The sequence below is a fragment of the Acinetobacter sp. BHS4 genome (assembly GCF_018454425.1).
GTDB classification, from domain to species: Bacteria; Pseudomonadota; Gammaproteobacteria; order Pseudomonadales; family Moraxellaceae; genus Acinetobacter; species Acinetobacter pittii.
Window position 1 is genome coordinate 3,344,215 of the sequence record NZ_CP075323.1, and the last position, 25,320, is coordinate 3,369,534.

Annotated in this window: 19 protein-coding genes; 8 read left to right on the plus strand and 11 right to left on the minus strand. The window is 40.7% G+C overall.

Annotated features, from left to right (window positions below):
• Nucleotide 1 precedes the first annotated feature (1 nt).
• Complete coding sequence (locus KIP84_RS16090) at nucleotides 2–2,185, minus strand: carboxy terminal-processing peptidase (protein WP_017385731.1); 2,184 nt, start codon at nucleotides 2,183–2,185, stop codon at nucleotides 2–4.
• A 192-nt stretch (nucleotides 2,186–2,377) separates the two neighbouring features.
• On the opposite strand from KIP84_RS16090, the gene nagZ reads away from it, so the two are divergent.
• Both nagZ and KIP84_RS16100 read left to right on the plus strand, forming a co-directional pair.
• Nucleotides 2,378–3,397, plus strand: a complete 1,020-nt coding sequence (gene nagZ, locus KIP84_RS16095; RefSeq protein ID WP_213688904.1) for a beta-N-acetylhexosaminidase — start codon at nucleotides 2,378–2,380, stop codon at nucleotides 3,395–3,397.
• A 302-nt stretch (nucleotides 3,398–3,699) separates the two neighbouring features.
• Nucleotides 3,700–4,542 carry a class I SAM-dependent methyltransferase gene (locus KIP84_RS16100; protein WP_068565144.1) on the plus strand — a complete coding sequence of 281 codons (843 nt, stop codon included), beginning with the start codon at nucleotides 3,700–3,702 and terminating at the stop codon, nucleotides 4,540–4,542.
• Between the two features lie 55 nt (nucleotides 4,543–4,597).
• Here KIP84_RS16100 and KIP84_RS16105 read toward each other — a convergent pair whose 3' ends face one another.
• The gene (locus KIP84_RS16105) at nucleotides 4,598–5,911 is read right to left on the minus strand and encodes an alpha/beta hydrolase (protein WP_068565145.1); all 1,314 of its coding nucleotides are present in this window, start codon (nucleotides 5,909–5,911) and stop codon (nucleotides 4,598–4,600) included.
• A gap of 299 nt (nucleotides 5,912–6,210) precedes the next feature.
• Here KIP84_RS16105 and KIP84_RS16110 point away from each other — a divergent pair, with 299 nt between their 5' ends.
• Entirely contained in the window at nucleotides 6,211–7,476 is a 1,266-nt protein-coding gene (locus tag KIP84_RS16110) for a glutamate-5-semialdehyde dehydrogenase (RefSeq protein WP_044101247.1), read from the plus strand.
• Nucleotides 7,477–7,592: 116 nt separating this feature from the next.
• On the opposite strand, the gene KIP84_RS16115 is transcribed toward KIP84_RS16110, so the two are convergent.
• The 5 genes from KIP84_RS16115 to edd form a co-directional block, all read right to left on the minus strand.
• A complete protein-coding gene (locus KIP84_RS16115) occupies nucleotides 7,593–9,221 on the minus strand; it encodes an NADP-dependent glyceraldehyde-3-phosphate dehydrogenase (protein ID WP_213688905.1) in 1,629 nt (542 codons plus the stop codon).
• A gap of 167 nt (nucleotides 9,222–9,388) precedes the next feature.
• A complete protein-coding gene (locus KIP84_RS16120) occupies nucleotides 9,389–9,901 on the minus strand; it encodes a gluconokinase (RefSeq protein WP_014208329.1) in 513 nt (170 codons plus the stop codon).
• A gap of 17 nt (nucleotides 9,902–9,918) precedes the next feature.
• Entirely contained in the window at nucleotides 9,919–11,277 is a 1,359-nt protein-coding gene (locus tag KIP84_RS16125; protein WP_002115035.1) for a gluconate:H+ symporter, read from the minus strand.
• A 185-nt stretch (nucleotides 11,278–11,462) separates the two neighbouring features.
• Nucleotides 11,463–12,092, minus strand: a complete 630-nt coding sequence (gene eda, locus KIP84_RS16130) for a bifunctional 4-hydroxy-2-oxoglutarate aldolase/2-dehydro-3-deoxy-phosphogluconate aldolase (RefSeq protein WP_032035360.1) — start codon at nucleotides 12,090–12,092, stop codon at nucleotides 11,463–11,465.
• 20 nt (nucleotides 12,093–12,112) lie between these two features.
• Entirely contained in the window at nucleotides 12,113–13,966 is a 1,854-nt protein-coding gene (edd, locus tag KIP84_RS16135) for a phosphogluconate dehydratase (RefSeq protein WP_069031393.1), read from the minus strand.
• A gap of 658 nt (nucleotides 13,967–14,624) precedes the next feature.
• Between edd and KIP84_RS16140 the strand changes: the two genes are divergently transcribed.
• From KIP84_RS16140 to KIP84_RS16160, 5 genes are all read left to right on the plus strand, one after another.
• Nucleotides 14,625–14,744 carry a hypothetical protein gene (locus KIP84_RS16140; RefSeq protein ID WP_005804223.1) on the plus strand — a complete coding sequence of 40 codons (120 nt, stop codon included), beginning with the start codon at nucleotides 14,625–14,627 and terminating at the stop codon, nucleotides 14,742–14,744.
• Complete coding sequence (locus KIP84_RS16145; RefSeq protein ID WP_005079149.1) at nucleotides 14,726–15,928, plus strand: acetate kinase; 1,203 nt, start codon at nucleotides 14,726–14,728, stop codon at nucleotides 15,926–15,928. Before KIP84_RS16140 ends, KIP84_RS16145 begins: the two co-directional genes overlap by 19 nt.
• Nucleotides 15,929–15,973: 45 nt before the next feature.
• A complete protein-coding gene (gene pta / locus KIP84_RS16150; protein WP_213688906.1) occupies nucleotides 15,974–18,118 on the plus strand; it encodes a phosphate acetyltransferase in 2,145 nt (714 codons plus the stop codon).
• 229 nt (nucleotides 18,119–18,347) lie between these two features.
• The gene (locus tag KIP84_RS16155; RefSeq protein ID WP_002115045.1) at nucleotides 18,348–19,874 is read left to right on the plus strand and encodes a fumarate hydratase; all 1,527 of its coding nucleotides are present in this window, start codon (nucleotides 18,348–18,350) and stop codon (nucleotides 19,872–19,874) included.
• Between the two features lie 142 nt (nucleotides 19,875–20,016).
• Nucleotides 20,017–20,571 carry a DUF2059 domain-containing protein gene (locus KIP84_RS16160; RefSeq protein ID WP_213688907.1) on the plus strand — a complete coding sequence of 185 codons (555 nt, stop codon included), beginning with the start codon at nucleotides 20,017–20,019 and terminating at the stop codon, nucleotides 20,569–20,571.
• 24 nt (nucleotides 20,572–20,595) lie between these two features.
• Here KIP84_RS16160 and KIP84_RS16165 read toward each other — a convergent pair whose 3' ends face one another.
• The 4 genes from KIP84_RS16165 to tig all read right to left on the minus strand — a co-directional run bounded on the left by KIP84_RS16165 (nucleotide 20,596) and on the right by tig (nucleotide 25,016).
• Nucleotides 20,596–21,312 carry a DUF2846 domain-containing protein gene (locus KIP84_RS16165; protein WP_057076889.1) on the minus strand — a complete coding sequence of 239 codons (717 nt, stop codon included), beginning with the start codon at nucleotides 21,310–21,312 and terminating at the stop codon, nucleotides 20,596–20,598.
• 152 nt (nucleotides 21,313–21,464) lie between these two features.
• The gene (gene clpX / locus KIP84_RS16170; RefSeq protein WP_002114726.1) at nucleotides 21,465–22,778 is read right to left on the minus strand and encodes an ATP-dependent Clp protease ATP-binding subunit ClpX; all 1,314 of its coding nucleotides are present in this window, start codon (nucleotides 22,776–22,778) and stop codon (nucleotides 21,465–21,467) included.
• A 105-nt stretch (nucleotides 22,779–22,883) separates the two neighbouring features.
• Nucleotides 22,884–23,489, minus strand: coding sequence for an ATP-dependent Clp endopeptidase proteolytic subunit ClpP (gene clpP, locus KIP84_RS16175; RefSeq protein ID WP_002114870.1), 606 nt, complete (start codon nucleotides 23,487–23,489; stop codon nucleotides 22,884–22,886).
• Between the two features lie 192 nt (nucleotides 23,490–23,681).
• Complete coding sequence (gene tig, locus KIP84_RS16180; RefSeq protein WP_002114878.1) at nucleotides 23,682–25,016, minus strand: trigger factor; 1,335 nt, start codon at nucleotides 25,014–25,016, stop codon at nucleotides 23,682–23,684.
• Nucleotides 25,017–25,320: the final 304 nt, after the last annotated feature.

Here is a 25,320-nt window from a genome sequence, read left to right on the forward strand (position 1 = left end):
CTTAGCGATTTTGCAATTTTGCATAATCCATGAGTACATTAGCAGCTTCAGTCACAAAAGTTTCTTCTTCTGGTAACGCTGGACGTTGCGATGCTTTCATTTTAGCGCGAGATTCAGCTAGAGCATCTAATGAAGCTTGATAGCTTTCCCAGTTTGCAAAAGGCTTTTGACCCGTTGCAGCACGGCGTTCATTTTCTGCATCTAAAGTTTGTTTCTCTAAGCCAAGTAATTCAGCACGGCGCTTATCAATATCAAGTACTACTTGTTTTTGATCACTCGTCACCTTAGCAATCGCAGTACGTTTATTTAGATATTTAAACTGAGCGTCATTGCCAACACGTTGTTCAGAGAATTGGGACAACTTTGTCACATAAGGCTGAACAGAACCTTCTCGTTTAAATGGTGCAGTAGGAATTGTGTCCCACTTCAACGCATTCTTCGATTTACGCTCACCAAACTCTTCGTTATAGATGTCGACGAGTTTAATGTCTGGCACTACACCTTTATTTTGTGTACTACCACCTGTAATACGATAGAACTTACGCTGAGTTAAAGTCGCTTGACCATATGCCAAAGTATCAAGTTGTACCTGAGCTGTACCCTTACCAGTGGTTGTACTACCAATAATAATACCGCGCTCATAATCTTGAATTGCAGCAGAGTAAATCTCACTTGCCGATGCAGATGCCAAGTTCACCAATACCGCGAGTGGGCCTGTATAGATTTGCTGGCCGCCATCATTATCTTCAAAAACACTTACGTTGCCATTACCATCACGAATTTGTACCACCGGACCAGACTTAATCACCTGCCCCAACATACGCGCAACTTCTTCTAATGAGCCACCCGGGTCATTACGTAAGTCAATAATAATACCTTCTACTTTCTTCGCTTTTAGCGCTTCAAAAGCATTTGCAGTATCTTCAGAAACTGAACGGTATTGTTGACCTGCACGACGTGAACGATAGTCAAAATAGAATGATGGAATTTCAATTACGCCCAACACATGCTTTTTGCCATCACGTGTCACTTCAACTGTGCGCGAACGAACACCAGCATCTTCCTCTTGAATAACATCACGTACCAATGTCACGTTACGTGCCTGACTCATTGATGCGCCAGCGCCAAGAAGTTTTAATGTGACTTTTGTTCCGCGCTTACCACGAATAAGCCCAACAATTTCAGAACTTGTCCAGCCAATCACATCAACCATTTTTTCGCCTTCTTGGGCGACACCAATGATTCGATCTCCTGATTTCACTTGACCAGACTTACTTGCAGGACCACCTTCTACAATGGTTTCAATCTTGGTGTAATCTTCGTTGCCACGTTCTGGACGAATCGACACACCAATACCTTCGAGTTGCAAGGTAGTTTGGCGATTCAGTTCGATCGCATCAATTGGCGGGTAATAGTTACTATGTGGATCATAGGTCGCCAACATTGCATTTAATGTTTTGTCCAAGACGTCATCGCTTTTCACACGACTAATTCTTTCAAGCTGACGCGTATAACGTTTAGTTAACGTTTGAGCTGGCGTTAAATCTTCTGGGCCAGTTAAGTCTTGACCATCAGCAAGCGAAGGATTTTCTTTAAGCGCTTTTTGTTTCGCCTGCTCTTCTTCACGGCTAATGGTTAAGTTGATTAACTGTGAAACCAACATTTTCCGCCAATGATTTTGTTGCTCAGCAGTCGTTTTAAAATACGGTGCTTTTTCACGATCAACTTCAATATAACTATTCGGCTGCTTTAAATTTTGCTGTTGTTTTAACTCAGCTAACATGAACTCATAAAATTGTTTTAAGCGTTCACGATATTGCTGATGAATTGCAAACGGTCCAGTTAAATTCCCCGCTTTTAATGAAGCACCAAAATTTGAACCATATAGTTTTTTATAATTTTGAACTTCAGAATCTAGAAATAATGAGTGATCTGGATCAAGACTATCTAAATACATATCTAGAATACGATTTGATGTGGTCGCATCCAAACGCATATTTAAATAATGTTGACGATCAACTAAAGTTGCCAGTTGGCGAGCCACCAAAGCCTGTTCTTGCGTTGGCTGGATTGATTGAGAAACCGCAGCAGTATTGGTTGCCGCTCTCGCTTCATTCATCGTATGAGAGAAGAATAAACCGCCAGTCGCGATCGCTACTGCACAAGCTATAGTTTGAAGTTTCATAAATTTTTAATACTTCCTTGGGTGTTCCTATCTTACACGCTCTGTTTTCGATATGAACTAAGCAGATTCAAAATCTTAACCAACTAAATTGTTTATACCGTGTAGTTTTATCATATTCTGTACTGACAAAATGTAGCAAAACATTGCAAAATTCGCTTATTGTTTTTCAATCAAAATTCAAATGGAACCAATATGATTGGCGCATTGATGCTGGACATCGCCGGCACAGAACTTACTCAAGAAGATATTGAACTATTACGCGCTCCGCAAGTCGGTGGCATGATTTTATTTGCACGAAATATTGAATCTCCACAACAAGTGCGTGCTTTAACCGACCATATGCGTCAAATTCGCCCAGATATTTTGATTGCTGTTGACCAAGAAGGTGGCCGAGTTCAGCGCCTAAGATCAGGTTTTACCTTATTACCAGCCATGGGCCGTTTTGGGGAGTTGTATTTAACTCAACCACAAAAAGCACTTCAGCTAGCTAAACAGTGCGGCTGGTTAATGGCAACTGAAGTTCTTGCAGTCGGCATCGATTTCAGTTTTGCACCGGTTTTAGACCTGAATGCTATTAGTGATGTAATTGGTGACCGTGGCTTCTCTAAAAATATTGATGATATTGCCCCGCTTGCAGGCGCATTTATGCAAGGTATGAAAAAAGCCGGCATGGCAAATACAGGCAAGCACTTCCCTGGTCACGGCTCCGTGAAAGCAGATTCTCATGTTGCGGCCGCAATCGACAGCCGTAGCTATGACGAAATTTATAACCATGATATGCAAAGCTTCATTAAGCTTATGCCTCAGCTAGATGCGCTCATGCCTGCACATGTGATTTATGATCAAGTTGATCCAAATCCAGCAGGTTTTTCACCTTTCTGGATTCAAGAAGTTCTACGCAAACGTTTGAATTTTAATGGTGTACTTTTCTCTGATGACTTAAGCATGCAAGCTGCATGTGTAGCAGGTGGCGCAGATGCACGTATTCAAGCTGCTCTAGCGGCTGGGTGTGACATGGGGCTGGTGTGTAATGACCGAAGTGCAGCCTGTACAGCACTTGAAGGCATTACAAACTTAGAACTACCAAACCAAGAGCGTTTAGAACGCATGCGCGGCCAAATTCCACAAATTCAAATTGGTGAAACCTTATCGCTTGGAAACGAGTGGCAAGCTGTCAAAACAGCCATTGAAGAGTTTAAAAATTCGATTTAACTTTACTGAGTAATTGATAAGTTTTTATGACATAAGATTGTCTCAACAATTGGATACTCGGTAACGTCATCCACAACCTGCATGGTTTATGCAAAATGCTTTTTTGCAATTAAATCAAAAAATATCAGGCTTTGAACAGGTTTTGTGGATGACAATGGTTTTGCCTACTTTTCCCAAAAGAAAAGTAGGTCGAGCCGAAGGCTGATGACTAAATAAAATTAGAACATAGCATGACTCTGCTATGAAAATTACGACATAAAAAATATCAAGATAAATTTATGGAAAAATAGAGCCTAGGACGAATGACACAACAACTTTCAAAACACCGCCACATCTCTTTTACAGCCCACTATACAGGCTATATCTGGTATCAAATGGGGATTTCTCATGAAGCACTTGCTACAACCAAAGGCAAATCACTAGCTTATTTGGTTCATCCGATAGAATCTTGGGCAGAGAAATATGTGGGCGGCAGCATGCGCACGACGCTCAAACAACGCCACACCATGCTTGATCATCACTTAGAACAACTCATTCAAGAAAGCCCTGATTTACAAGTTCTAGAAATAGCATGTGGCCTGTCTCCACGTGGCTGGTGGTTTAGACAGCATTACCCTTCGATTACCTATCGGGAGCTTGATTTACCCGATATGGCACAAACCAAACAAAATGCGTTACAGCAAATTGAAAACAATGCACCTGAAGTTTTATCAGTTGATTTATTTACAGAAGCTTTTGCACAAGCATTCGAAGTATTTGACCCGAACCGCCCACTGGTTGTGATTAGTGAAGGTTTAATTAACTACTTTGATAAAGATTTATTAAAACAGCTCATTCAATCAATTGCTCACTATGGCACTTCTTTTAAAAAGTTCCATTATTTAACTGACCTCTACCCTGAACCAGTAAAAAACAAACTTGCCAGTATTATCTGGAATAGTAGTAAATTATTGAAATTAATGTCTCGAAGCTCGTTTAGTTTTCACTTCAAAAGTCCCAAAGAAGTTGAAGACTTTTTTAAAGATACAGAGTTCGATCAAGTTAGCGTGGAACAACCACAAATTTTCTTTGGACAAGCTTCTCAAGATAGTCATGAGCAACATTTAGGTGACTTGGTCTGGACTATTCACGCACAAATAAAATAACCAATATAAAAAATGGAAGCTCGAAATAAACGAGCTTCCATCTATAACTATATTATTAAGCTGCTTGTTTTTGACGAGCAATAAAACGGCTTAACCGATCAGCAAGCTCAAAACTACCATGTTTAAATAAAGCACGTATTCCTTGTTCAGTAGCTTCAAAAATTAAGCACTCAATCGAGAAAGGACCTTCTTCATCTTCTAAATGCAGTGCCAAATCACGTGGATGGTTATTCACAAAATCAAGCTGTGAAATATCATCCATTTTTAAATACATCCCAAAGAAAGTCACGTCAACAATCGTCACTGGCACTTCTGTTTTACATTCATGATGGCTCAGTTGAGTGTTCGGTTGCAAAACTGGAACTCGCTCTTCACCACGGCGCTCCATCTTTTGCATTTGTTCACGCGTCATTGGAATAATACCATCCAGATTGTAGATAGATTCACCCTTCAAGAATGAAGTGAACAAACTCATGGTTTCTTTACGACGCTGGAGCTGTGGCACATGATCAGCGTTTGCAATAAGTGCAAATTCCATATCAGGACATTGCAAAGCAAAATTGGCATTTTCATGAGGCAGAGTAAAACTGTCGTACTGCCCTGCTGCTACTAGCGTTTTGCACTCTGGAATAGGTACATCTGTTAACCGCAAAAGGCGATTACAGTTAATTTCATAACGTTCTCGCTCAGTCCCCGTAAACTCGGCCATTTGTCTAAAAAATAACTTTTTAGCAGTTGGTGACATACGAGTTTTATCTAATTTTGCATGATTAACTAAATACAAAATAACAGCTTGCCCAAACTCTTCCATACGGTTTTCTTGCATGAGTTTGAGGGATTCTTCCAAAATCATTCGCCAACTTTTTCGGGTCTTTTGCATAACTCCCATCAAAATCATACGATCCATCAGGTCAGGGCGCTGATGAGCAAAACAAGAGGCAATGACTGACCCCAAGGACATTCCCATGACAGAAACTTTTTGTATTCCAACGATATCTAACCAACGTCCTAACATTTCAGATAAATCAGGAAGTTCTAAAGTACCGGCAGATACTCCTGTGTCGCGATTAGTAATTTGCTGATTTGCACCCATCGAAGGTAAATCAATTAAAATAACCGGACCACTTTCAAACAATTGTTCAACACAATATTTATAAGAATTAAAATTCTGGAAAGCACCACCAACAATCACAATCGGCATTTTGTGAATCGTTTTAGGATCGGCAATTGCCATATATTCAATTTTCCAACCGTCAATCCATGTTGTACGAGCAGGTTGTTTAAAACTATCTCTATGGTAGATATCGAAAAAGCCAAAACCGGCATAAGCTTGGTTGATCTCCGAATCCATTTGAATAATGGAATTCATATCCTTGCTTCCTCCTTGCTGTAATTTTTTTATGCTGCAAGAGTTCCTTCTTGAACACGTAATCTTTTATGCACAAAACTTTAAAATTTGTATTAGTTTGTATTGCACAATAACATTCTAAACAATTGTCTGAAATATACGCAATCGCTGAAATGACCGCTCATCTTGTTTAAGTCGCTAATAGTTTGCAAAATATTTAAATGTTTTTTTATGGCGGTCACATTTTTCAAAAAAAGCCATTCATTGTTCCGCATTTGACTGCTACTATCTTACTCATTAGTAAATGATTAAAAAATGCTATGCAAGATTCAATTGAACAATATATGCAAAAAGTTGGGCAACAAGCACGCGAGGCCTCACGCGTCTTAACAAGTGCTTCTACCTCACTAAAAAATCATGCACTCTCTGCTATTTATACTGCTTTGGAAAATAATCAAGCAGCAATCTTGGCGGCGAATCAAATCGACATGGATAAAGGTCGTAGCAACCAGCTCGACAGTGCCTTACTTGATCGTCTTGAGCTTACACCCGCACGCTTTAAAGGGATGTTGCAAGGTTTAAAAGATGTGATCGCGCTTGTCGATCCAATTGGGGAAATTACTGATCTTGCATATCGCCCCACAGGCATTCAAATTGGAAAAATGCGTGTACCTTTAGGCGTAGTGGGTATGATTTACGAATCACGTCCAAACGTAACACTTGAAGCTGCATCTTTAGCGATTAAATCAGGCAATGCCATTATTTTACGCGGTGGTTCAGAAGCACTCGAGTCAAATAAAGCAATCGCAGAAGCAATTAAGCATGGTTTAAAAGTTGCTGGTTTACCTGAGCATTCGGTACAAGTCATTGAAACTTCTGACCGTGCAGCTGTTGGTCACCTCATCACGATGGCTGAATATGTAGATGTAATTGTTCCACGTGGCGGTAAAAGCTTGATTGAGCGCGTAACCAACGAAGCGCGTATTCCGGTGATTAAACATCTTGATGGTAACTGCCATGTGTTTGTAGAAGCTCAAGCAGACTTGCAAAAAGCTTTACCAATTACATTAAATGCAAAAACACATCGTTATGGTGTTTGTAATGCGATGGAAACACTGCTGGTTGATGAAAAAATTGCCGACGTTTTCTTACCACGTATTGCTGAATTGTATGCTGAAAAACAAGTGGAATTACGTGGTTGCCCAGAAACACGCCGTATTTTGGGTGCCTCGGTAAAACCTGCAACAGAAGAAGATTGGTATACCGAATATTTAGGACCAATTCTTGCTGTTAAAGTGGTTAGCGGTATTGATGAAGCAATTGACCATATCAACAAATATGGTTCACATCACACTGATGCCATTGTGACTGAAAACTATACTTTGGCTCGTCAGTTCTTGGCTCGTGTAGATTCAAGCTCAGTTGTAATCAATGCATCAACTCGTTTTGCTGATGGTTTTGAATATGGCTTAGGTGCAGAAATTGGTATCTCTACAGATAAAATCCATGCCCGCGGTCCTGTTGGCTTAGAAGGCTTAACTTCTCAAAAATGGATTGTGTTAGGTGACGGTCAAATTCGTCAATAATTAATCTATTTGTTCAAATAAAAACGCCTGATCAATTTCAGGCGTTTTTTATTATTCAAGTTATGAGTCACGATAAAAAACCAGCCCGTAGGCTGGTTTTTTTATTCATATATTTATTAGAAAATAAAGTCGGTATTCACGAATTTAGAATAGTGCTCAGACACCATAGAGGCCAACATGCCTTTGCTATCATCTGTCTGTTTAGCAGCAATCATAGAACGGATAGAGAACGCTCGCAGAGCATCATGCACAGACAATGTACCTTCCGCAGAATCTTTACGACCACCGAACGGGAATACATCAGGGCCACGCTGACATTGACAATTGATGTTTACACGACAGACCTGATGGACCAACGGATCAACTAAATGACCAATTTGCTCAGGGTCACTACCAAAAATACTCACCTGCTGCCCATGATCAGAAGTAGTGACATATTCCAAGACAGTTTCAATGTCATCATAAACAGCAACTGGCACAACTGGACCGAACTGTTCTTCACGATACAGCCTCATACCTTCAGTCACTGGATAAACTACGGCTGGATAGAACATGGTTTTGCAGAACTCACCACCTTCCGGATTAACCACTTTTGCACCTTTAGCCACGGCATCTTCAATGACATCAGTCATGTAGGCTGTACGATGCATACCTGGTAGCGGCGTAATAAATACACCTTTTTCCCACGGCATACCCACTTTAAGTTTGGCCAGTTCAGCCGTTAGGCGGTTAACAAATTCATCGGCTATCGAGCGATGTACCATCAGCATTTTGAGCGCGGTACAACGCTGACCATTAAACGACAATGCACCCAGCAGACACTCTTTCACTGTTAGATCCAAATCAGCATCTGGCAGAATAATGGCTGCGTTCTTTGCATCCAATCCCAAAATCGCACGCAGACGGTGAGATTTAGGATGTTGCTTCTTCAAGTGATCAGCCACTTTACTAGAGCCAATCAGTGCCAGCACATTAATTTGCCCAGATGCCAGTAGATGGGGTACCACTAGAGAGCCTGGTGCATAAATGGTATTGATCACGCCTTTTGGAAATGAGTCACGGAACGCTTCTAGTAACGGTTCAAACAACAAAGTCCCGAATTGAGGTGGTTTAAAAATAATGGTATTCCCCATCAGTATGGCTGGGATCAGAGTTGCAAAGGTTTCATTCAGTGGGTAGTTGTATGGTCCCATACACAACACGACACCTAGTGGAGTACGACGAATTTGACCAATCGTACCTTCAGCGATTACAAAGCGGGAGTTGGCATTATCTAAATCTTTCAGGGCATCTATCGTTTGACGCATGTAGGTAATCGTACGGTCAAACTCTTTCTCTGAGTCTGCCAAGCTTTTGCCAATTTCCCACATGATCAGCTTAATAATCAGATCTCGTTGCTCCACCATGCGCTGAATAAAATTTTGCATACAGGCAATGCGCTCACCAACCTTCATCATGGGCCATTCGCCACGACCATTATTGTAAGCCCTTACTGCTGCTTCTAGTGCTTCATCGCTTTCTTTTTCACCCATGACTGGATAACTACCAAGTTCAACTTGCTGTAGGCTACCGTCAGGCTGCTGAATCCAGATCGGAGATAATGTTTTCTTGGTTGCACCAGCCCATAACTTCAACTCACCATCCACGAGTGAGACACGCTGATGAATTTGGGAGGGCAAACGTACACTTTCAGGAATATCGTCCACTACTGGGAATTTATGCTGTAGATTATTTAACTGATTCATTCTTCTTAATACCTTATTATTCGTATGTCTTTTATATATTCCCGAACTCACCCCTGTAATCAGGTTTTATTCGGGTCAATATCACTATTATTATCCGTACTCACCTTGCTTGAACCGTAAACTACAAGGTGAATATCTTAAAGCGTTGATAATCTTTCTAGATGAATTTACCCCCGACACACACTATCAGTCACCCCTAGCTTCTGGATGACTTGTTCAATGATCTGTTCTGGTGTGAGAGCAATATCAATAGCAATTGCTTCATTCACATCAGGTTCCTCTAATGTGTCTAGCTGGGTTTGTAGCAACGCTGGGTCAAAAAAATGACCTGATCTTTCTGCAAGTCGTTGCTGTAATAACTCATAAGAACCTTTTAAGTAGACAAACTTAACATTCTGGTCCTGCCCTCTTAAAATATCGCGATACATGCGTTTTAAAGATGAGCATGTAAATACAGCCGTTTCACCATCTCTCTGTTTGGTTTCAATGGCCTGACGAATTGCTTGTAACCATGGCAAGCGGTCTTCATCAGTTAAGGGAATACCTTGACTCATCTTACTTTTATTTGCAGCTGAATGAAGCGTATCGCCATCAAGGAACTCACAAGCCAAACGCTCTGATAACAATTCACCAATTAGGGTTTTACCTGTTCCACAGACACCCATTGCAATCACAATCATGGATTACTCACCTTTAATTATAAAATAGTGCTAAGCAGTAGCGTGAAAGATAAACCCAACACTGAAATGATCGTTTCCAATACCGACCAAGTTTTGAGTGTCTGCCCTACTGTCATACCGAAATATTCTTTGATTAACCAGAATCCTGCGTCATTTACATGTGAGAAAACTAATGAACCTGAACCTGTGGCAAGTACCAAAAGCTCGGGCCTAACTGCAACACCCGCCGTAGCTGCAATTGGAGCGACAATACTACACGCTGTAGCCATAGCCACCGTTGCCGATCCTGTTGCCAAACGAATTAATGCTGCAACAAACCAACCCAACAATAACGGCGACAGGTTTGCCTTCAACGCTGTAGAAACAATCTCATTAGAAATACCGGTGTCACGCAAAATACCGCCAAAACCACCACCAGCACCTACAATCAACATAATCCCAGCAATAGAAGCTAAACACCCACCGCAGAATTTTTCAATTTGTTCACGGTTAAAGCCCTGCATCGTACCAAAGGTAATAAAGCTGACTAGCACGGCAATGAGTAATGCGATATCAGAAGTACCAATAAAACGTAGCAAATCATTTGCGAAAGTCTGTGGTGCAAAGAATAGATCAGCCCAGCTTCCAACCAACATTAATACTACAGGCAGCATAATTGTGAATAAGGTAATCCCAAAGCTTGGTAGCTCACGAGTTCTATTGGTATCTGCTTCAATAAACTGCTTCGCTAACGGGTTATTTTCAGGCAATTTGACATATTTATTAATCCAAAGTGCATACAGTGGTCCAGCAACAATTGCCGTTGGCACACCCACTATCAGACTATAAGCAATCGTTTTACCAATATCAGCATGGTAAGCCTGTACTGCCAACAGTGCTGCTGGATGTGGTGGAATTAAGCCATGCACAACTGACAAACCTGCAACCATTGGCAAACCCACAACCAGTAAGGATTTACCTGTACGTTTGGCAATATTGAATGCAATTGGAATGAGTAGAACGAAACCTACTTCGAAAAATACGGGAAGACCAACAATAAGGGCAATAAACATCATGGCCCAGTGAATATTTTTCTCACCAAACCACTTAATTAAAGTAATTGCTATTCGCTCTGCGCCACCAGACTCGGCCATCATTTTACCGAGCATCGTTCCTAGTGCGATTACAATCGCGAGGTGACCTAAGGTTTTACCTGTACCGGCTTCATATGACTTAACAATATCACCCATTGGCATGCCAACAGCCAAGGCTAAACCGAGTGAAACAATAATGAGAACTAAAAATGGATAAATTCTAAACTTCGCGATCATGACCACTAAAGCAATAATCGCGATTACAGTGTAGATCAGTAACATGCCACCCTGAACCGTCTCCATGGGACACTTCTCCTTGGAATAATTATTTAGGCACACTGCCTAAACAAGGGTCTTCAACCACAGTAATTCCTACTGTTAAGACATTAAATTTTTATATTTAGGTGTGACCAGCAAAAACTGGTCACATCAATACAGCCTTTAAAGCACATAAAATGCACTTCATTTTTTATAAATATCGACTACATCTACAGTGCTCTCAACTGACTCGCAATTTGTGCCAAGCGAGTAATTTCAGCCCAGTCTTGGGCAGCTACAGTAGCTTTAGGTGTTAACCATGAACCACCTACACAAACCACGTTAGGTTGCTTTAAGAAATCTGGTGCTGACTCTGCAGTAATTCCACCTGTAGGGCAAAAACGTAGGTTTGGAAATGGACCATAAAATGCTTTTAGCATCTCAACACCGCCAGCCTGTTGAGCTGGAAAGAACTTCACAATGTCATAACCCAATTCAATCGCTTGAATCAGGTCACTTGGTGTCATTACACCCGGCAATAGAGGTAAGCCAGCATCTTGCGCAGCCAAATGCAAATCTTTAGTTAAACCAGGAGATACACCAAATTGAGCACCTGCTTTTTTGGCTTGCGCACAGTGTTCTGGTTTGGTAATCGTACCTACACCCACCACAATGTCATCGGCCAACTGGCTAGCACGCTCAATAGCAGCAAGACCTGCAGCGGTACGTAACGTAATCTCAAGAACTTTCACACCACCCGCATGTAAAGCACGTGATACCTCTTCACCTTGCTCGGCAGAATCAAATGCCAATACAGGAATGACTGGGCCTAATTTGACGATATCTTCAATTTTAATCATTATTTTTCAGTTCCTTTGATTCAAATCTGCTCTGGTGAATTTTCACCAACCAATGCACCAAATACAGATGCTCCATGTTCAGCTGGCGCAGCAGCAGCACGGAAAACACCAAATAATTCACGGCCAAAGCCAACTTCGTTTTCTGCCTGATGTTCTGGCTGTGCAACAGGGCGTGACTGCCATACATCGTCATCTATTTCAACATCGAGTACGCCAGCCTCAGCATCAATGATTAACATATCGCCTGTTTGCACTTTAGCAATCGGCCCATTTAGTAAGGCCTCTGGAGATAAATGAATCACTGCAGGAACTTTACCTGAAGCACCAGACATACGCCCATCAGTGACTAAAGCAACGTGGAAACCTTGATCTTGTAAAACACCCAACACAGGCGTTAAACGATGCAATTCAGGCATACCATTAGCACGCGCACCTTGGAAACGAACAACTGCAATAAAGTCTCGATGTAATTCACCACGATCAAATGCAGCTTGCACTGCTTCTTGAGAATCAAACACAATTGCCGGAGCTTTAACTTTACGGTGTTCTGGCGCAACAGCAGAAATCTTGATCACACCACGGCCAAGGCGACCTTGCATTAAGCGCAAGCCACCATCTGGTTGAAACGGCGCATCAATACTTCGTAAAACTTTGTCATCGAGGCTTTGAACCACACCGTCAACCCAAGTGAGCTTACCGTCAATCAGTTTTGGTTCTTTGGTGTAGTGCTGTAAACCTTTACCAGCCACAGTCGTTACGTCGTTATGCAACAAGCCAGCTTCAAGTAAGTTACGAATGAGGAAAGCTACCCCACCCGCAGCTTGGAAATGGTTTACATCGGCCTTACCATTTGGATAGATTTTTGCGAGCAAAGGAACAACAGCAGACAACTCATCAAAGTCGTCCCAATCAATCAAGATGCCAGCGGCACGAGCAATCGCAATCAAATGCAAAGTATGGTTGGTTGAACCACCAGTCGCGAGTAAAGCCACAATACCGTTTATAATTGCTTTTTCATCGACCACATGACCAATCGGCGTGTAGTTTCCACGCTCAACTGTTAAATCAAGTACACGAATCGCGGCTTCTGCGGTGAGTGCATCACGTAATGGTGTATGAGGATGAACAAATGCGGCACTTGGCAAATGCAAGCCCATGACTTCCATCAGCATCTGATTACTGTTGGCTGTACCATAAAAAGTACAAGTCCCTTGTCCGTGATAAGCAGCTGACTCAGCTTCTAGCAAAGCATCTCGGCCAACCTGACCCGTTGCAAATTGCTGACGAATTTTAGCTTTCTCATCGTTAGATAACCCACTGGTCATTGGGCCGGCTGGCACAAAAATAGTAGGTAAATAGCCAAACTGCAAAGCACCAATGAGCAAGCCCGGCACAATTTTGTCGCAAACGCCCAAACATAAAGCTGCGTCAAACATGTTATGAGACAATGCAATCGCTGTACTCATCGCAATGGTTTCACGAGAGAACAATGACAGTTCCATGCCAGCATTACCTTGGGTAATACCGTCACACATCGCAGGCACACCACCTGCAAACTGTGCCACGCCGCCATTCTCACGAGCGGCTGTTTTAATTAAATCTGGAAATGTTTTATACGGTGCGTGAGCCGACAGCATTTCGTTATATGAAGATACGATGCCAATATTTGGTTCACGGCCTACTTTAATAATTAATTTTTCATTATCGTCCATACTGGCAAAACCATGAGCTAGATTGGCACATGAAAGTGCTCCACGAGCAGGAAATTTGCCTTGTGCATGTTCAATACGTTGTAAATATGCAGAACGAGTTTTTTGACTACGTGCGATTACACGCTCGGTCACTTTTGCCAATACTGGATTCGGCAAGTCCATGCTGGACGCTCCTGTACAACCGGATAAGCCGGAACATAAAAATAGACCAAATGATATATTTCATCATCATTTGATAAGGGGAAGGAACAATATTATTAAGGCAAAAAGCGACATGCAAGCCCTAGTCAATTTTACGGTAATACCCGAGCATGGGTATTAAATACAAATTATGTTTAAGTTTTAAACAAGAAGATGGTTTTATTTTTGACTATATTTACTGGTATATTAGCCTCTAATAACTACGAGAAAATTCTCATAATATCAAAGCAATAAAATATTCTTATAAATGTATTGATATCGGCTTTTGTATACTAATTTTTATATTAAAATGTTTATGATTTATATATTTTAACCTATATATAAACGATTAAAATTTAATTTCATTTACGTATATTATTTGTAATACTCCCCTCTAGTTTGATTAAAATAACAGCACTTCTTTTTTCTTAAAAAATTTATACCGAATATTTGAAAAATACATTAAATAGAAATTTACCTTTCATAAATATATACAAAAAACTCGTTTCTACACGTATAAAAAAACAAGGAATACAGTGGTTAAGCTTTATACTGGACAAATGTTAGTTACAAATAATTTGATGGTCGATAGTGCTTAAGTCTAATGGGCTAAAGTCTATCTTGGACAGAAAAACAACACATGTTAAAACATGACAACCCGTTCAATCTGTATCGAAAAATAATACATGTTGAACAGGAAGTTAGGAAAACTATTTTAAATCAGGACTTGGGTATTTCAACGTGGCTACATCAGTATTAGTTATCAATTGCGGCTCTTCATCTATTAAATACGCACTGGTTTCAGAGCGTCGTGAAGATCGTATTTACGGTTTAGCAGAAAACTTGGGGGCAGCTGATGCTCGTATTAAGGGAATTACTGTAGGTGGTGAACCACTTGAACTTTCAATCCCTTATGCTGATCATGCCAAAGCTTTAGAAACTTTACTTGCACGTCTTGCCAACTACAAACCGCAAGCAATCGGACATCGTGTTGTACACGGTGGTAGTTTAACCAAAGCAGAATTACTCACTCCTGAAATTATTGAACGTATTCGTGCTGCGACACCTTTAGCCCCACTTCACAACCCAGCACATTTAATTGGTATTGACGCAACCGTACGTCTATTTCCTGAATTACCGCAAGTTGCCGTATTCGACACTGCATTTCACCAAACCATGCCACCGCATGCATACCGTTATGCAATTCCTAAATTTTTATATACTGACCACAACGTCCGCCGTTATGGCTTCCATGGTACAAGCCATGCGTATGTGTCTGACAAAGCGAGTGAGCTGGCAGGTAACCTGAAAAAAGGTGGATGGTTAACGGCCCACTTAGGAAATGGCAGTTCAACTTGCGCAGTGTGGAATGGACAAAGTGTTGATACTTCTATGGGTCTTACTCCACTTGAAGGTGTAGTGATGGGAACGCGTAGTGGTGACGTTGATCCAAGCCTACACAGCTTCCTTGCAAAAAACCTCGGTTGGGACTTAGCAAAAATTGATAAGGTTTTAAATAACGAAAGTGGCTTACTAGGCTTATCTCAACTGTCTAATGACATGCGTACAGTGATTGAAGCAGCCGAAAATGGCAATGAAGATGCTTGCCTTGCAATTGAAGTGTTTAGCTATCGCCTTGCAAAATCACTGGCTGCATTAAGCTGTGGCTTACCGACTTTGGACGGTCTAATCTTCACAGGCGGTATTGGTGAGAACTCAGCTTATATTCGTGAAAAAACCTTAGCTTATTTACCTCATTTTGGTTTGCAGCTTGATAAAGATCAAAACAACAACCTAAAACGTGGCACTGAAGGACGAATCGACAATGGAACAGGACCTCAAATTTGGGTCATTCCTACAGACGAGGAAGGCCGTATTGCCAAAGAAACTCGTCAAGTTGTTGAAGCGGCAGAAAATACAGCATCTGTAGCAAGCCTTGCTTAATTAGAGCTCAGCGAAAACTCGATATTCGTTTATTTATAGGTTTATATGAATACAATTTTATTGATTCCTACAGGCGAAGGGGTTGGCTTAACCTCTGCCTGCTTAGGCATGATTTACGCACTTGATTGTAACGGGATTAAAGCAGGCTTTTTAAAACCATTTTCTCAAGAAGACCAAGAGCATCTTGACCGAACCACTTCATTATTTGGTCATTTATTTCAAAGTAAAACTGTTCAATCTATTTCGCATGAAAAATTAACTCAGCTTATTGCCGCTGGGGAAGTAGATGAATTACTTGAAGAAGCTGTTAGCCTCCACCGTAGCGTTGCAGCAGACCATGATGTCATTATTGTGGAAGGCTTATTACCAAACGGACAAGACCATTTTGCCAGTGAGCTCAACGCAAGTCTTGCACAAGCACTTGATGCAGAAGTCGTGCTAGTCAGCACAGCAGATATTCAAAACCCGAAAAAAGCAGCAGAAAAAGTAGATGCTCATTTACGCCAGTTTGGTGGAGCAGCTTCAAATCGTACTGCTGGCGTACTGTTTATGCGTACCCGTGGATTAACTGAAGAAACAGCACAAATTCCTGTCGCGTTTGATCCATCGTTACGTCCAACTGAAGAAATCGCAAAATTTACAAGTGAGTTGCAAAAATATAATCGTTATTTTGGTTCTAGCGATTTACCGATTATTGGACTTGTTCCATTTAGTAACACGCTAAGCGTACCGAGAACACTTGATATTGCAAATGTCATTGATGGGCAATGGGTACATCAAGGTGAAGCTAAAACACGTCGTATTTTGCATTCGAGTTTAATTGCTTCAAGCATTGAATATGAACTGAATAAGTTTATTGCAGGCGAATTAATTATTAGCGCCTCTGAGCGTACCGACGTTTTACTTGCAAGTAGTTTGGCAACCAGCAATGGTATTCCTCTTGCAGGTTTAGTTCTTACCGAAAGAGAAGCGCCAGCACCTGAGCTTTTAGAGTTTTGCCAAAGTGCAATTAAACAAGGGTTACCGATTTTACATACCCGTTTAAACACACTTGAAACTGCACAGCGTTTATCTAATTTTGGCAATGAGATTCCAACTGACGATACTGAACGTGCAGAGCAAGTGACCCGATTTGTTTCAAGTCATATTGATGTCGAATGGCTTAAGCAGCATAGCAACAATGCCGCTACCCCTCGCCTGTCGCCATCGGCTTTCCGGCATGAACTGGTGCAAAAATCAATTGCAGCTAAAAAACGGATTGTGCTACCTGAAGGTGATGAACCACGCACCATTCAAGCTGCGGCAATTTGTCAGGCACGTGGTATTGCTGACTGTATTTTATTAGCTAAACCAGATGCTGTGCACGATGTTGCAAAAGCACGCGGTATTGAATTACCGGCCGAATTAGCAATTGTCGACCCCGATAGTATTCGTGACCAATACGTTGCACCAATGGTTGAGCTACGTAAAGGTAAACTCAATGAGCTTCAAGCGAAAGAACAGCTTCAAGATACCGTAGTGCTTGGCACCATGATGTTAGCCTTAGATCAAGTCGATGGCTTAGTTTCAGGTGCGGTACACACCACAGCAAATACAGTTCGCCCAGCATTTCAGCTCATCAAAACAGCCCCTGATTATTCACTAGTTTCATCAATCTTCTTTATGCTTTTACCAGATGAAGTCTATGTATATGGCGACTGTGCGATTAATCCAGATCCAACCGCAGAGCAACTTGCTGAAATTGCAATTCAGTCGGCTGACTCAGCGAAAGCTTTTGGAATTGACCCGCGTATTGCCATGATCAGCTACTCAACTGGTACTTCGGGAACAGGTGCTGATGTTGAAAAAGTACAGCAAGCAACTCAAATTGCTCAGCAACGTCGCCCGGACTTACTCATTGATGGTCCACTTCAATACGATGCAGCTTCCGTTGAAAGTGTGGGACGACAAAAGGCACCAGACTCACGTGTTGCTGGCCGCGCAAATGTATTTATTTTCCCAGACTTAAATACAGGCAACACAACTTATAAGGCGGTACAACGTGCTGCAAATGTAGTCAGTGTAGGTCCAATGCTGCAAGGCCTCAACAAACCAGTCAATGACTTGTCTCGTGGAGCATTAGTAGATGACATCGTCTTTACAATTGCGTTAACGGCAATTCAGGCAGAACAGCAAGCCGCCGCCAAATAATTAATATAATTAACCTTTACTACCTCTCGCCATTTGATGTCCGCTCAAATGGCTTTTTTTTATTTTAGTCATTCAAAAATAAATAATTTTCCGATCTGTCTCTTTTAAATCACATCAATATGTTCTTATGCGACTTTCGGTCAAAAGATCAACCAATCTCCCACAACACTGTCTTTTTGTCATATAATTTAGCCCGCTAGCTAACAGCCCGCTCAAGAGATTTTCTGGTATGACAACGATTATCAAACAAGATGACTTGATTACATCGATCAAGGACGCCCTACAGTTTATTTCGTACTATCACCCGCAAGACTTTATCCAAGCGATGAGCCGTGCTTATGATCGCGAAGAAAACAAAGCCGCAAAGGATGCAATTGCACAGATTCTAATTAACTCTCGCATGTGTGCGGAAGGTCATCGTCCAATTTGCCAAGATACTGGTATTGTTAACGTTTTCCTTGAAGTGGGCTTAGATGTTAAATTTGATTTAACGATGAGCTTAGACGATGCAGTAAATGAAGGTGTTCGCCAAGGTTACCTTGAAAACAGCAACGTTCTTCGTGCATCTGTACTTGCTGACCCTGCATTTGGTCGTAAAAACACAAAAGATAATACCCCTGCTGTAATTCACTACAAACTCGTTCCGGGTAATAAAGTAGATATTACTGTTGCTGCTAAAGGTGGCGGTTCAGAAAACAAATCTAAGCTTGCGATGCTTAACCCATCTGACTCGATTGTTGACTGGGTTCTTAAAACTGTTCCAACAATGGGTGCAGGCTGGTGTCCTCCGGGTATGCTCGGTATTGGTATTGGTGGTACTGCTGAAAAAGCCATGATGCTTGCTAAAGAAGCACTCATGGAAGAAATCAACATGGACGAATTACTTCGCCGTGGACCAGAAAACAAAATCGAAGAACTTCGTATCGAAATCTTTGAAAAAGTAAACGCACTTGGTATTGGTGCTCAAGGCCTAGGCGGTTTAACGACTGTTCTTGATATTAAGATTAAAGATTACCCATGTCATGCTGCTGGTAAACCAGTAGGTATGATTCCTAACTGTGCTGCTACTCGTCATGCTCACTTCCAGCTTGATGGTACAGGTGTAGCTCATATTCAAGCACCAAAACTTGAAGACTACCCATCTGTAACTTGGGACTCTTCACAGTCTAAACGCGTAAACCTTGATACCATTACTCAAGAAGAAATGGATTCTTGGAAACCAGGTGACACATTACTTCTTAGCGGAACAATGTACACAGGTCGTGATGCTGCGCACAAACGTATGGTTGAAATGATCGACAATGGTGAAGAATTACCAGTTGATCTTAAAGGTAAATTTATTTACTACGTTGGCCCTGTTGATCCAGTGGGTGATGAAGTCGTTGGTCCTGCTGGTCCTACAACTGCAACACGTATGGATAAATTCACACGTAAAGTACTCGAGCATACTGGTCTATTCGGTATGATTGGTAAAGCTGATCGTGGTCCTACAGCAATTGAAGCAATCAAAGACAACAAAGCAACTTACTTAATGGCAGTTGGTGGTGCAGCTTACCTCGTATCTAAAGCTGTTCGCGAAGCTGAAGTTGTTGCGTTTGCAGACTTAGGTATGGAAGCTATCTACAAATTCGTAGTTGAAGATATGCCTGTTTCTGTTGCAGTTGACGTAAATGGTACTTCAATTCACGCAGTAGCTCCAAAAATCTGGCAAGCGAAAATTGGAAAAATTCCAGTAGTCGATGCAGCAGCTGGCTAATCAAGAAAAGCACCGAATTCGGTGCTTTTTTTATGCATTCTTTTTTTATTTTAAAATCTGAAAAGAATTGTAACAATTAGTTCGTCAATCTATGCTATTAATGAAAGCACCCTCTCGCCAAATATTGAATATAGGTCATTTCATGACTATTCGCCCTATTCTTAAAAATCTCTCAATCAGCCTTTGTCTAAGCTGTATTACCACAAGCTTGTTTGCCTCTCCTGCCAAGTTAAGTTCAGTTAAAGAACTCATGCAAATGAGCCAAATTGATTACCTGCTTAAAGAATCAATTGATGAATTAACGCCTTACTATGATCAACAGGCAGAACAGATCGTTAGTAATATCACGGGTATCAAAACTTTAGGTCCAAAAGAAAAAGAGGCCGCGAAGAAGTTAGGTTTACTCCTAAAAGATTCGAGCAATCAGCTCATTAGCAATCCAAAAACCGCCCAAGCCTTACAGGATATTTATCTTAAGACTTATACTGAAGAGGAAATTCAGGCGAATCTGAAATTTTTAAAAACCCCAGAAGGCCAATCAATTACGCGCAAAAATGTACAGATTATGGGGCAAATTTCAGAATATATGATGGAGTTGGGACAGCAAACATTTAATGACCCTAAAGCACGAGATCATATGCAAGAAGAGATGCTTAAAATTCTTGCACCATTGATGAAAGATAAAGAAAAGTCTTAACTTTTCTTTATCTTTTGTAGCTCATTACCAAGTTAAAGGATTCCATAATTTAAATGGTTTAATCAGATGCACATCTGATTTTTCATCATATTTAGCTGGCTTTAATTCTTGTGGTTTATGGCGGATCTTTCCTGAAGCATCTTCAGCAACAAAATTATAGCTAGAAGATTTAAGCTCGGTAAATGCTATCTCTCTACGTCCAATATTGTCTTGCATTAACATAAATGGACCAGTATGTTCACTTCGGTCCATTTTATTTTCTTCATCATATTTCAAATAATAAGACGTTCCCGCCTCAACAGTGATATCAATATATTTTGGTTCTTGAAAATGGATACCAAGTAAAGGGCGGCTCGCAGAAAGACGATACGTTCCTGCTGGTAGCTCAATCCAGTAATAATGATTATGTAATAGACTCGGAATGCGCTTACCATTCACAAAGAGATTAATCGCTGCAATTTCCTGACGATTCCATTTTGTGTCTGGTCGATATAGATAAACTACAGCTGCCTGTTCATTTTGTGCTTTGATTGGCGCAAAAGTCTGACCCAATTTTTGGTTGACCCACCCTCCCACAGTAAAACCGCCTAAATGATATTGATCTAATAAACCAGGTTCTTTTTCAACATCAACTTTAGGTAGAGTCGCGGTCAATTCACTCGGATTTTTTTCTAAATGAGATGAACTTTGACAGCCCACAAATAGTCCAGCACAGCACAAAGATACGATTAAATAACGCATGGCATCCCTCAAAGCGTTTTGTTTTTGATTTATTTTTTACACCGCAAAACTATGCGTATTTTGTATTTTTAAGATTAACACTACCTATATAAATTGAAAACAAAAAAAGCATGAATCACTAACGCGATTCATGCTTTTTAGATGAATGAAATCTATGCAGACTTCGAATCAATAACCTTTAAATCTGCCTTAGCAACACTTTCATGCGTTGCAGCTTCTTTAGGTTGGCGTTCAGCCTGATAAACAGGTTCTGCTTCACCATTAATGACTGCTTCATTAATAATGACTGTTCCAACATCTGTACGACTTGGTAAATCATACATAGTTTCAAGCAGTACGTTTTCCATAATAGAACGTAGACCACGCGCACCCGTATTACGTTCAAGCGCTTTTTTAGCAACAGCACGTAATGCAGAATCTTCAAAGATCAGATCAACATTTTCCATAGTGAAAAGATATTGATACTGGCGTGTTAATGCATTTTTTGGCTCAGTCAAAATTTGCATTAAAGCTTCTTCGTCTAGCTCTTCAAGTGTCGCAATCACTGGTAAACGACCAATGAATTCTGGAATTAAACCAAATTTCACTAAGTCAGTTGGCTCAACCTGACGGAACAATTCAGCAAGCTTTTTGGTTTCATCTTTGTTTTTAACGTCAGCTGTAAAACCAATACCGCCTTTCTCTTGACGCTGTTGTACAATTTTTTCCAAACCAGAAAATGCACCACCACAAATAAATAAGATATTTGAGGTGTCAATTTGGATAAACTCTTGCTGTGGATGCTTACGACCACCTTGCGGAGGAATCGAAGCAACTGTACCTTCAATCATTTTTAATAATGCTTGTTGTACACCTTCACCAGACACATCACGCGTAATTGATGGATTTTCAGATTTACGAGTAATCTTATCAATCTCATCAATATAGATAATGCCCTTCTGAGCTTTCTCTACATCGTAGTCTGCTTTTTGCAAAAGCTTTTGCACAATATTTTCAACATCTTCACCCACATAACCCGCTTCGGTTAATGTTGTTGCATCTGCCATCGCAAATGGAACATCTAAAAGGCGAGCCAATGTTTGTGCAAGTAAAGTTTTACCTGAACCAGTAGGTCCAATCAGTAGAATGTTACTTTTAGCAATTTCTACTTCTTTTGACACATGGCCATTATGACCAACTTTCAAGCGTTTATAATGGTTATAAACCGCAACAGAGAGTGTCTTTTTGGCAAGATCTTGACCAATAACATATTGATCAAGCGCAGCACGTATTTCATGTGGTTTTGGCAATGCCTTGCTCGCCCAGTCACCTGCTTCAACCTGTTGGCTGGTTTGTACAAGGTCTAAGCAGACATCCACACATTCATTACAAATATATGCGTCCTCACCCGCAATCAGTTTCCCGACTTCAGACTGCGTTTTACCGCAAAATGAACAATGTTTTTGTCCTTGAGGATGTTCGGACATATTCACTCCACAAATAGAATCTTAAATATTAGGGCAAGATGCACTGCATAAATAACTAAATGGAGATCTTTTTCAACATCTCAAGTTATTTATATAAGAAGGTCCTTATGGACGCTTACTTAACACCTGATCAACCAGACCATATTCTTTAGCAGCTTGGGCTGTCATAAAGTTATCGCGGTCAGTATCACGAGCAACGGTTTCATAGTCTTGACCACTGTGCTCTGCCATTAAGCGGTTCAAGCGCTCTTTAATAAAGAGAATTTCACGCGCATGGATTTCAATATCCGATGCTTGACCACGAAAACCACCCAATGGTTGATGAATCATGACACGGGCATTTTCTAAACAATAGCGTTTGCCTTTAGCGCCCGCATTTAATAAAAATGCACCCATTGAAGCAGCTTGCCCCATACAATATGTCACGACATCAGGCTTAATAAACTGCATCGTGTCATAAATAGCCATGCCCGCTGTCACAGATCCACCTGGAGAGTTGATATAAAGGTGGATATCTTTATCAGGATTTTCAGCTTCTAAAAACAACATTTGGGCAACGATCAGATTTGCCATGTTATCTTCAACTTCACCTGTCAAAAAAATGACGCGCTCACGTAAAAGTCGTGAATAAATATCAAAAGAACGTTCGCCGCGAGAAGATTGTTCAACCACAACAGGAACTAAAGCATTTTCAATTGTTGGAACATACATACGTTATTTATTCCTAAATTTTTTGTGACTTAACCTATGGCAACAATATGCGGGATAATTTCTCAAATTGCAAAAGGTTCGCACTGAAATATTATATTATTTATACCTAAGTACTTAATGCCGCACTCTAATTGACCACATAAAGAAAAACAAAAAAGGCGCCTGAGGCGCCTTTTTCTGACTTTTAAAAGATTAGCCCATACGGCGAGCTTGTTGTTCTTTCAATAAGTCATCATAAGATACAGCTTTGTCAGTCACTTTAGCACCAGCTAAGATGTGATCAACAACTTGATCTTCTAATACAACTGCTTCGATTTGAGCACGTTGTTGAGCATCATTTTTGAAGTATTCGATCACTTCAGTTGGATCTTCGTAAGAAGAAGCCATGTCGTCAATGTAAGCATCAACGCGAGCTTGGTCAACTTCAAGTTTAGCATCAGCTAAAACTTTGCTTACCAATACGCCAAGCTTAACAGAACGCTCTGCTTGTTCTTTGAACAATTCGTCAGGAAGCATGCTCTTGTCAAAAGATTGCGCACCTGCACCACCAAATTGTTGAGTGAACTGTTGAACCATTTGTTGACGTTGACGGTCAATTTCTTGAGCAACCATTGCAGTTGGAACTTCAACTTCATTCGCAGCAACAAGTGCATCAAAAGCAGCTTGTTTAACTTGGTTACGTAAACCATTGCGAACTTCACGTTCCATATTCTTACGAACGTCAGCTTTTAACTTCTCAACGCCTTCTTCTTCAGTTACACCGAAGATTTTTAAGAATTCAGCATCAATTTCTGGAAGTTTAGATTTTTCAACTTGCTTCACAGTGATTTTGAACTGAGCTGCTTTACCAGCCAAGTTTTCAGCTTGGTAATCTTCAGGGAAAGTAACATCAATTACTTTCTCTTCACCAGCTTTCATGCCAATGATGCCATCTTCGAAGCCAGGGATCATACGACCTGAACCTAACACAAGTTTAAAGTCTTCAGCAGAACCGCCTTCAAACTTCTCACCATCGATAGTGCCTTCAAAGTCAAAAGTCACTTGCATGTCTTTTTTCGCCATACCCTTGGTTACAGCCCAAGTTTGACGTTGTTTTTGCAAGTTTTCGATCATAGCGTCAACGTCAGCGTCTTTGATTTCAGCTGATTTACGTTCAACTTCTAAGCCGTCAAATGCTTTTACTTCAACTTCTGGATAAACTTCTACAGTTGCTTCAAAAACTAAAGCGTCTTCTTTATGTTCAACTTTCTCAATGTTCGGCATACCTACCGCATTGATTTTTTCTTGTTGAATTGCTTCAAAAACGCTATCACGAATGATGTCATTTACAACTTCTTGATAAATGCTTGCACCGTATTCGCGACGAACAACGTTTTCAGGTACTTTACCTGGACGGAAGCCGTTGATCTTCACAGTTTTGGCAGTGCGCTTCAAACGAGCTTCAAATTGCTCGTTAATACGGCTCGTCGGTACAGACACATTTAAACGACGGGCAACGCCCGAAACCGCTTCAGTCGTTACTTGCATGGCTTCCTCGATAAAAATTAGTTAGTAGGAACAGTTTTTAAAAAAGTGCTGTATTATATGACAACTTTCAAGATATACAAAATTAACCGATCACTTCATGTAAGTGAAGGACATTATTCTAGTAAATTTCACAGTAATTTTATGATTCTTTAAATATTTTTCATAAGCACTTAAGTAAAACTAATTTTTTAGTTATTCTTTATAAATCTAAAATTACAATCATTTTTCATAAATTTATCGCTTTTTAAAACAATTAAACACAATCAAATAATTAGCTATTTTTTAATACTAAAACCCATCCAAC

Bases quoted from the DNA above. Each gene is read 5' to 3' on its own strand.
- KIP84_RS16155 (WP_002115045.1), top strand. From the start codon at position 18,348: ATGACAACGATTATCAAACAAGATGACTTGATTACATCGATCAAGGAC.
- clpP (WP_002114870.1), bottom strand. From the start codon at position 23,489: ATGTATGTTCCAACAATTGAAAATGCTTTAGTTCCTGTTGTGGTTGAA.
- KIP84_RS16160 (WP_213688907.1), top strand. From the start codon at position 20,017: ATGACTATTCGCCCTATTCTTAAAAATCTCTCAATCAGCCTTTGTCTA.
- pta (WP_213688906.1), top strand. From the start codon at position 15,974: ATGAATACAATTTTATTGATTCCTACAGGCGAAGGGGTTGGCTTAACC.
- KIP84_RS16120 (WP_014208329.1), bottom strand. From the start codon at position 9,901: ATGATTGTGATTGCAATGGGTGTCTGTGGAACAGGTAAAACCCTAATT.
- KIP84_RS16165 (WP_057076889.1), bottom strand. From the start codon at position 21,312: ATGCGTTATTTAATCGTATCTTTGTGCTGTGCTGGACTATTTGTGGGC.
- tig (WP_002114878.1), bottom strand. From the start codon at position 25,016: ATGCAAGTAACGACTGAAGCGGTTTCGGGCGTTGCCCGTCGTTTAAAT.
- eda (WP_032035360.1), bottom strand. From the start codon at position 12,092: ATGATTAAAATTGAAGATATCGTCAAATTAGGCCCAGTCATTCCTGTA.
- KIP84_RS16100 (WP_068565144.1), top strand. From the start codon at position 3,700: ATGACACAACAACTTTCAAAACACCGCCACATCTCTTTTACAGCCCAC.
- KIP84_RS16140 (WP_005804223.1), top strand. From the start codon at position 14,625: ATGTTAAAACATGACAACCCGTTCAATCTGTATCGAAAAATAATACAT.
- KIP84_RS16110 (WP_044101247.1), top strand. From the start codon at position 6,211: ATGCAAGATTCAATTGAACAATATATGCAAAAAGTTGGGCAACAAGCA.
- clpX (WP_002114726.1), bottom strand. From the start codon at position 22,778: ATGTCCGAACATCCTCAAGGACAAAAACATTGTTCATTTTGCGGTAAA.
- nagZ (WP_213688904.1), top strand. From the start codon at position 2,378: ATGATTGGCGCATTGATGCTGGACATCGCCGGCACAGAACTTACTCAA.
- KIP84_RS16125 (WP_002115035.1), bottom strand. From the start codon at position 11,277: ATGGAGACGGTTCAGGGTGGCATGTTACTGATCTACACTGTAATCGCG.
- edd (WP_069031393.1), bottom strand. From the start codon at position 13,966: ATGGACTTGCCGAATCCAGTATTGGCAAAAGTGACCGAGCGTGTAATC.
- KIP84_RS16105 (WP_068565145.1), bottom strand. From the start codon at position 5,911: ATGAATTCCATTATTCAAATGGATTCGGAGATCAACCAAGCTTATGCC.
- KIP84_RS16090 (WP_017385731.1), bottom strand. From the start codon at position 2,185: ATGAAACTTCAAACTATAGCTTGTGCAGTAGCGATCGCGACTGGCGGT.
- KIP84_RS16115 (WP_213688905.1), bottom strand. From the start codon at position 9,221: ATGAATCAGTTAAATAATCTACAGCATAAATTCCCAGTAGTGGACGAT.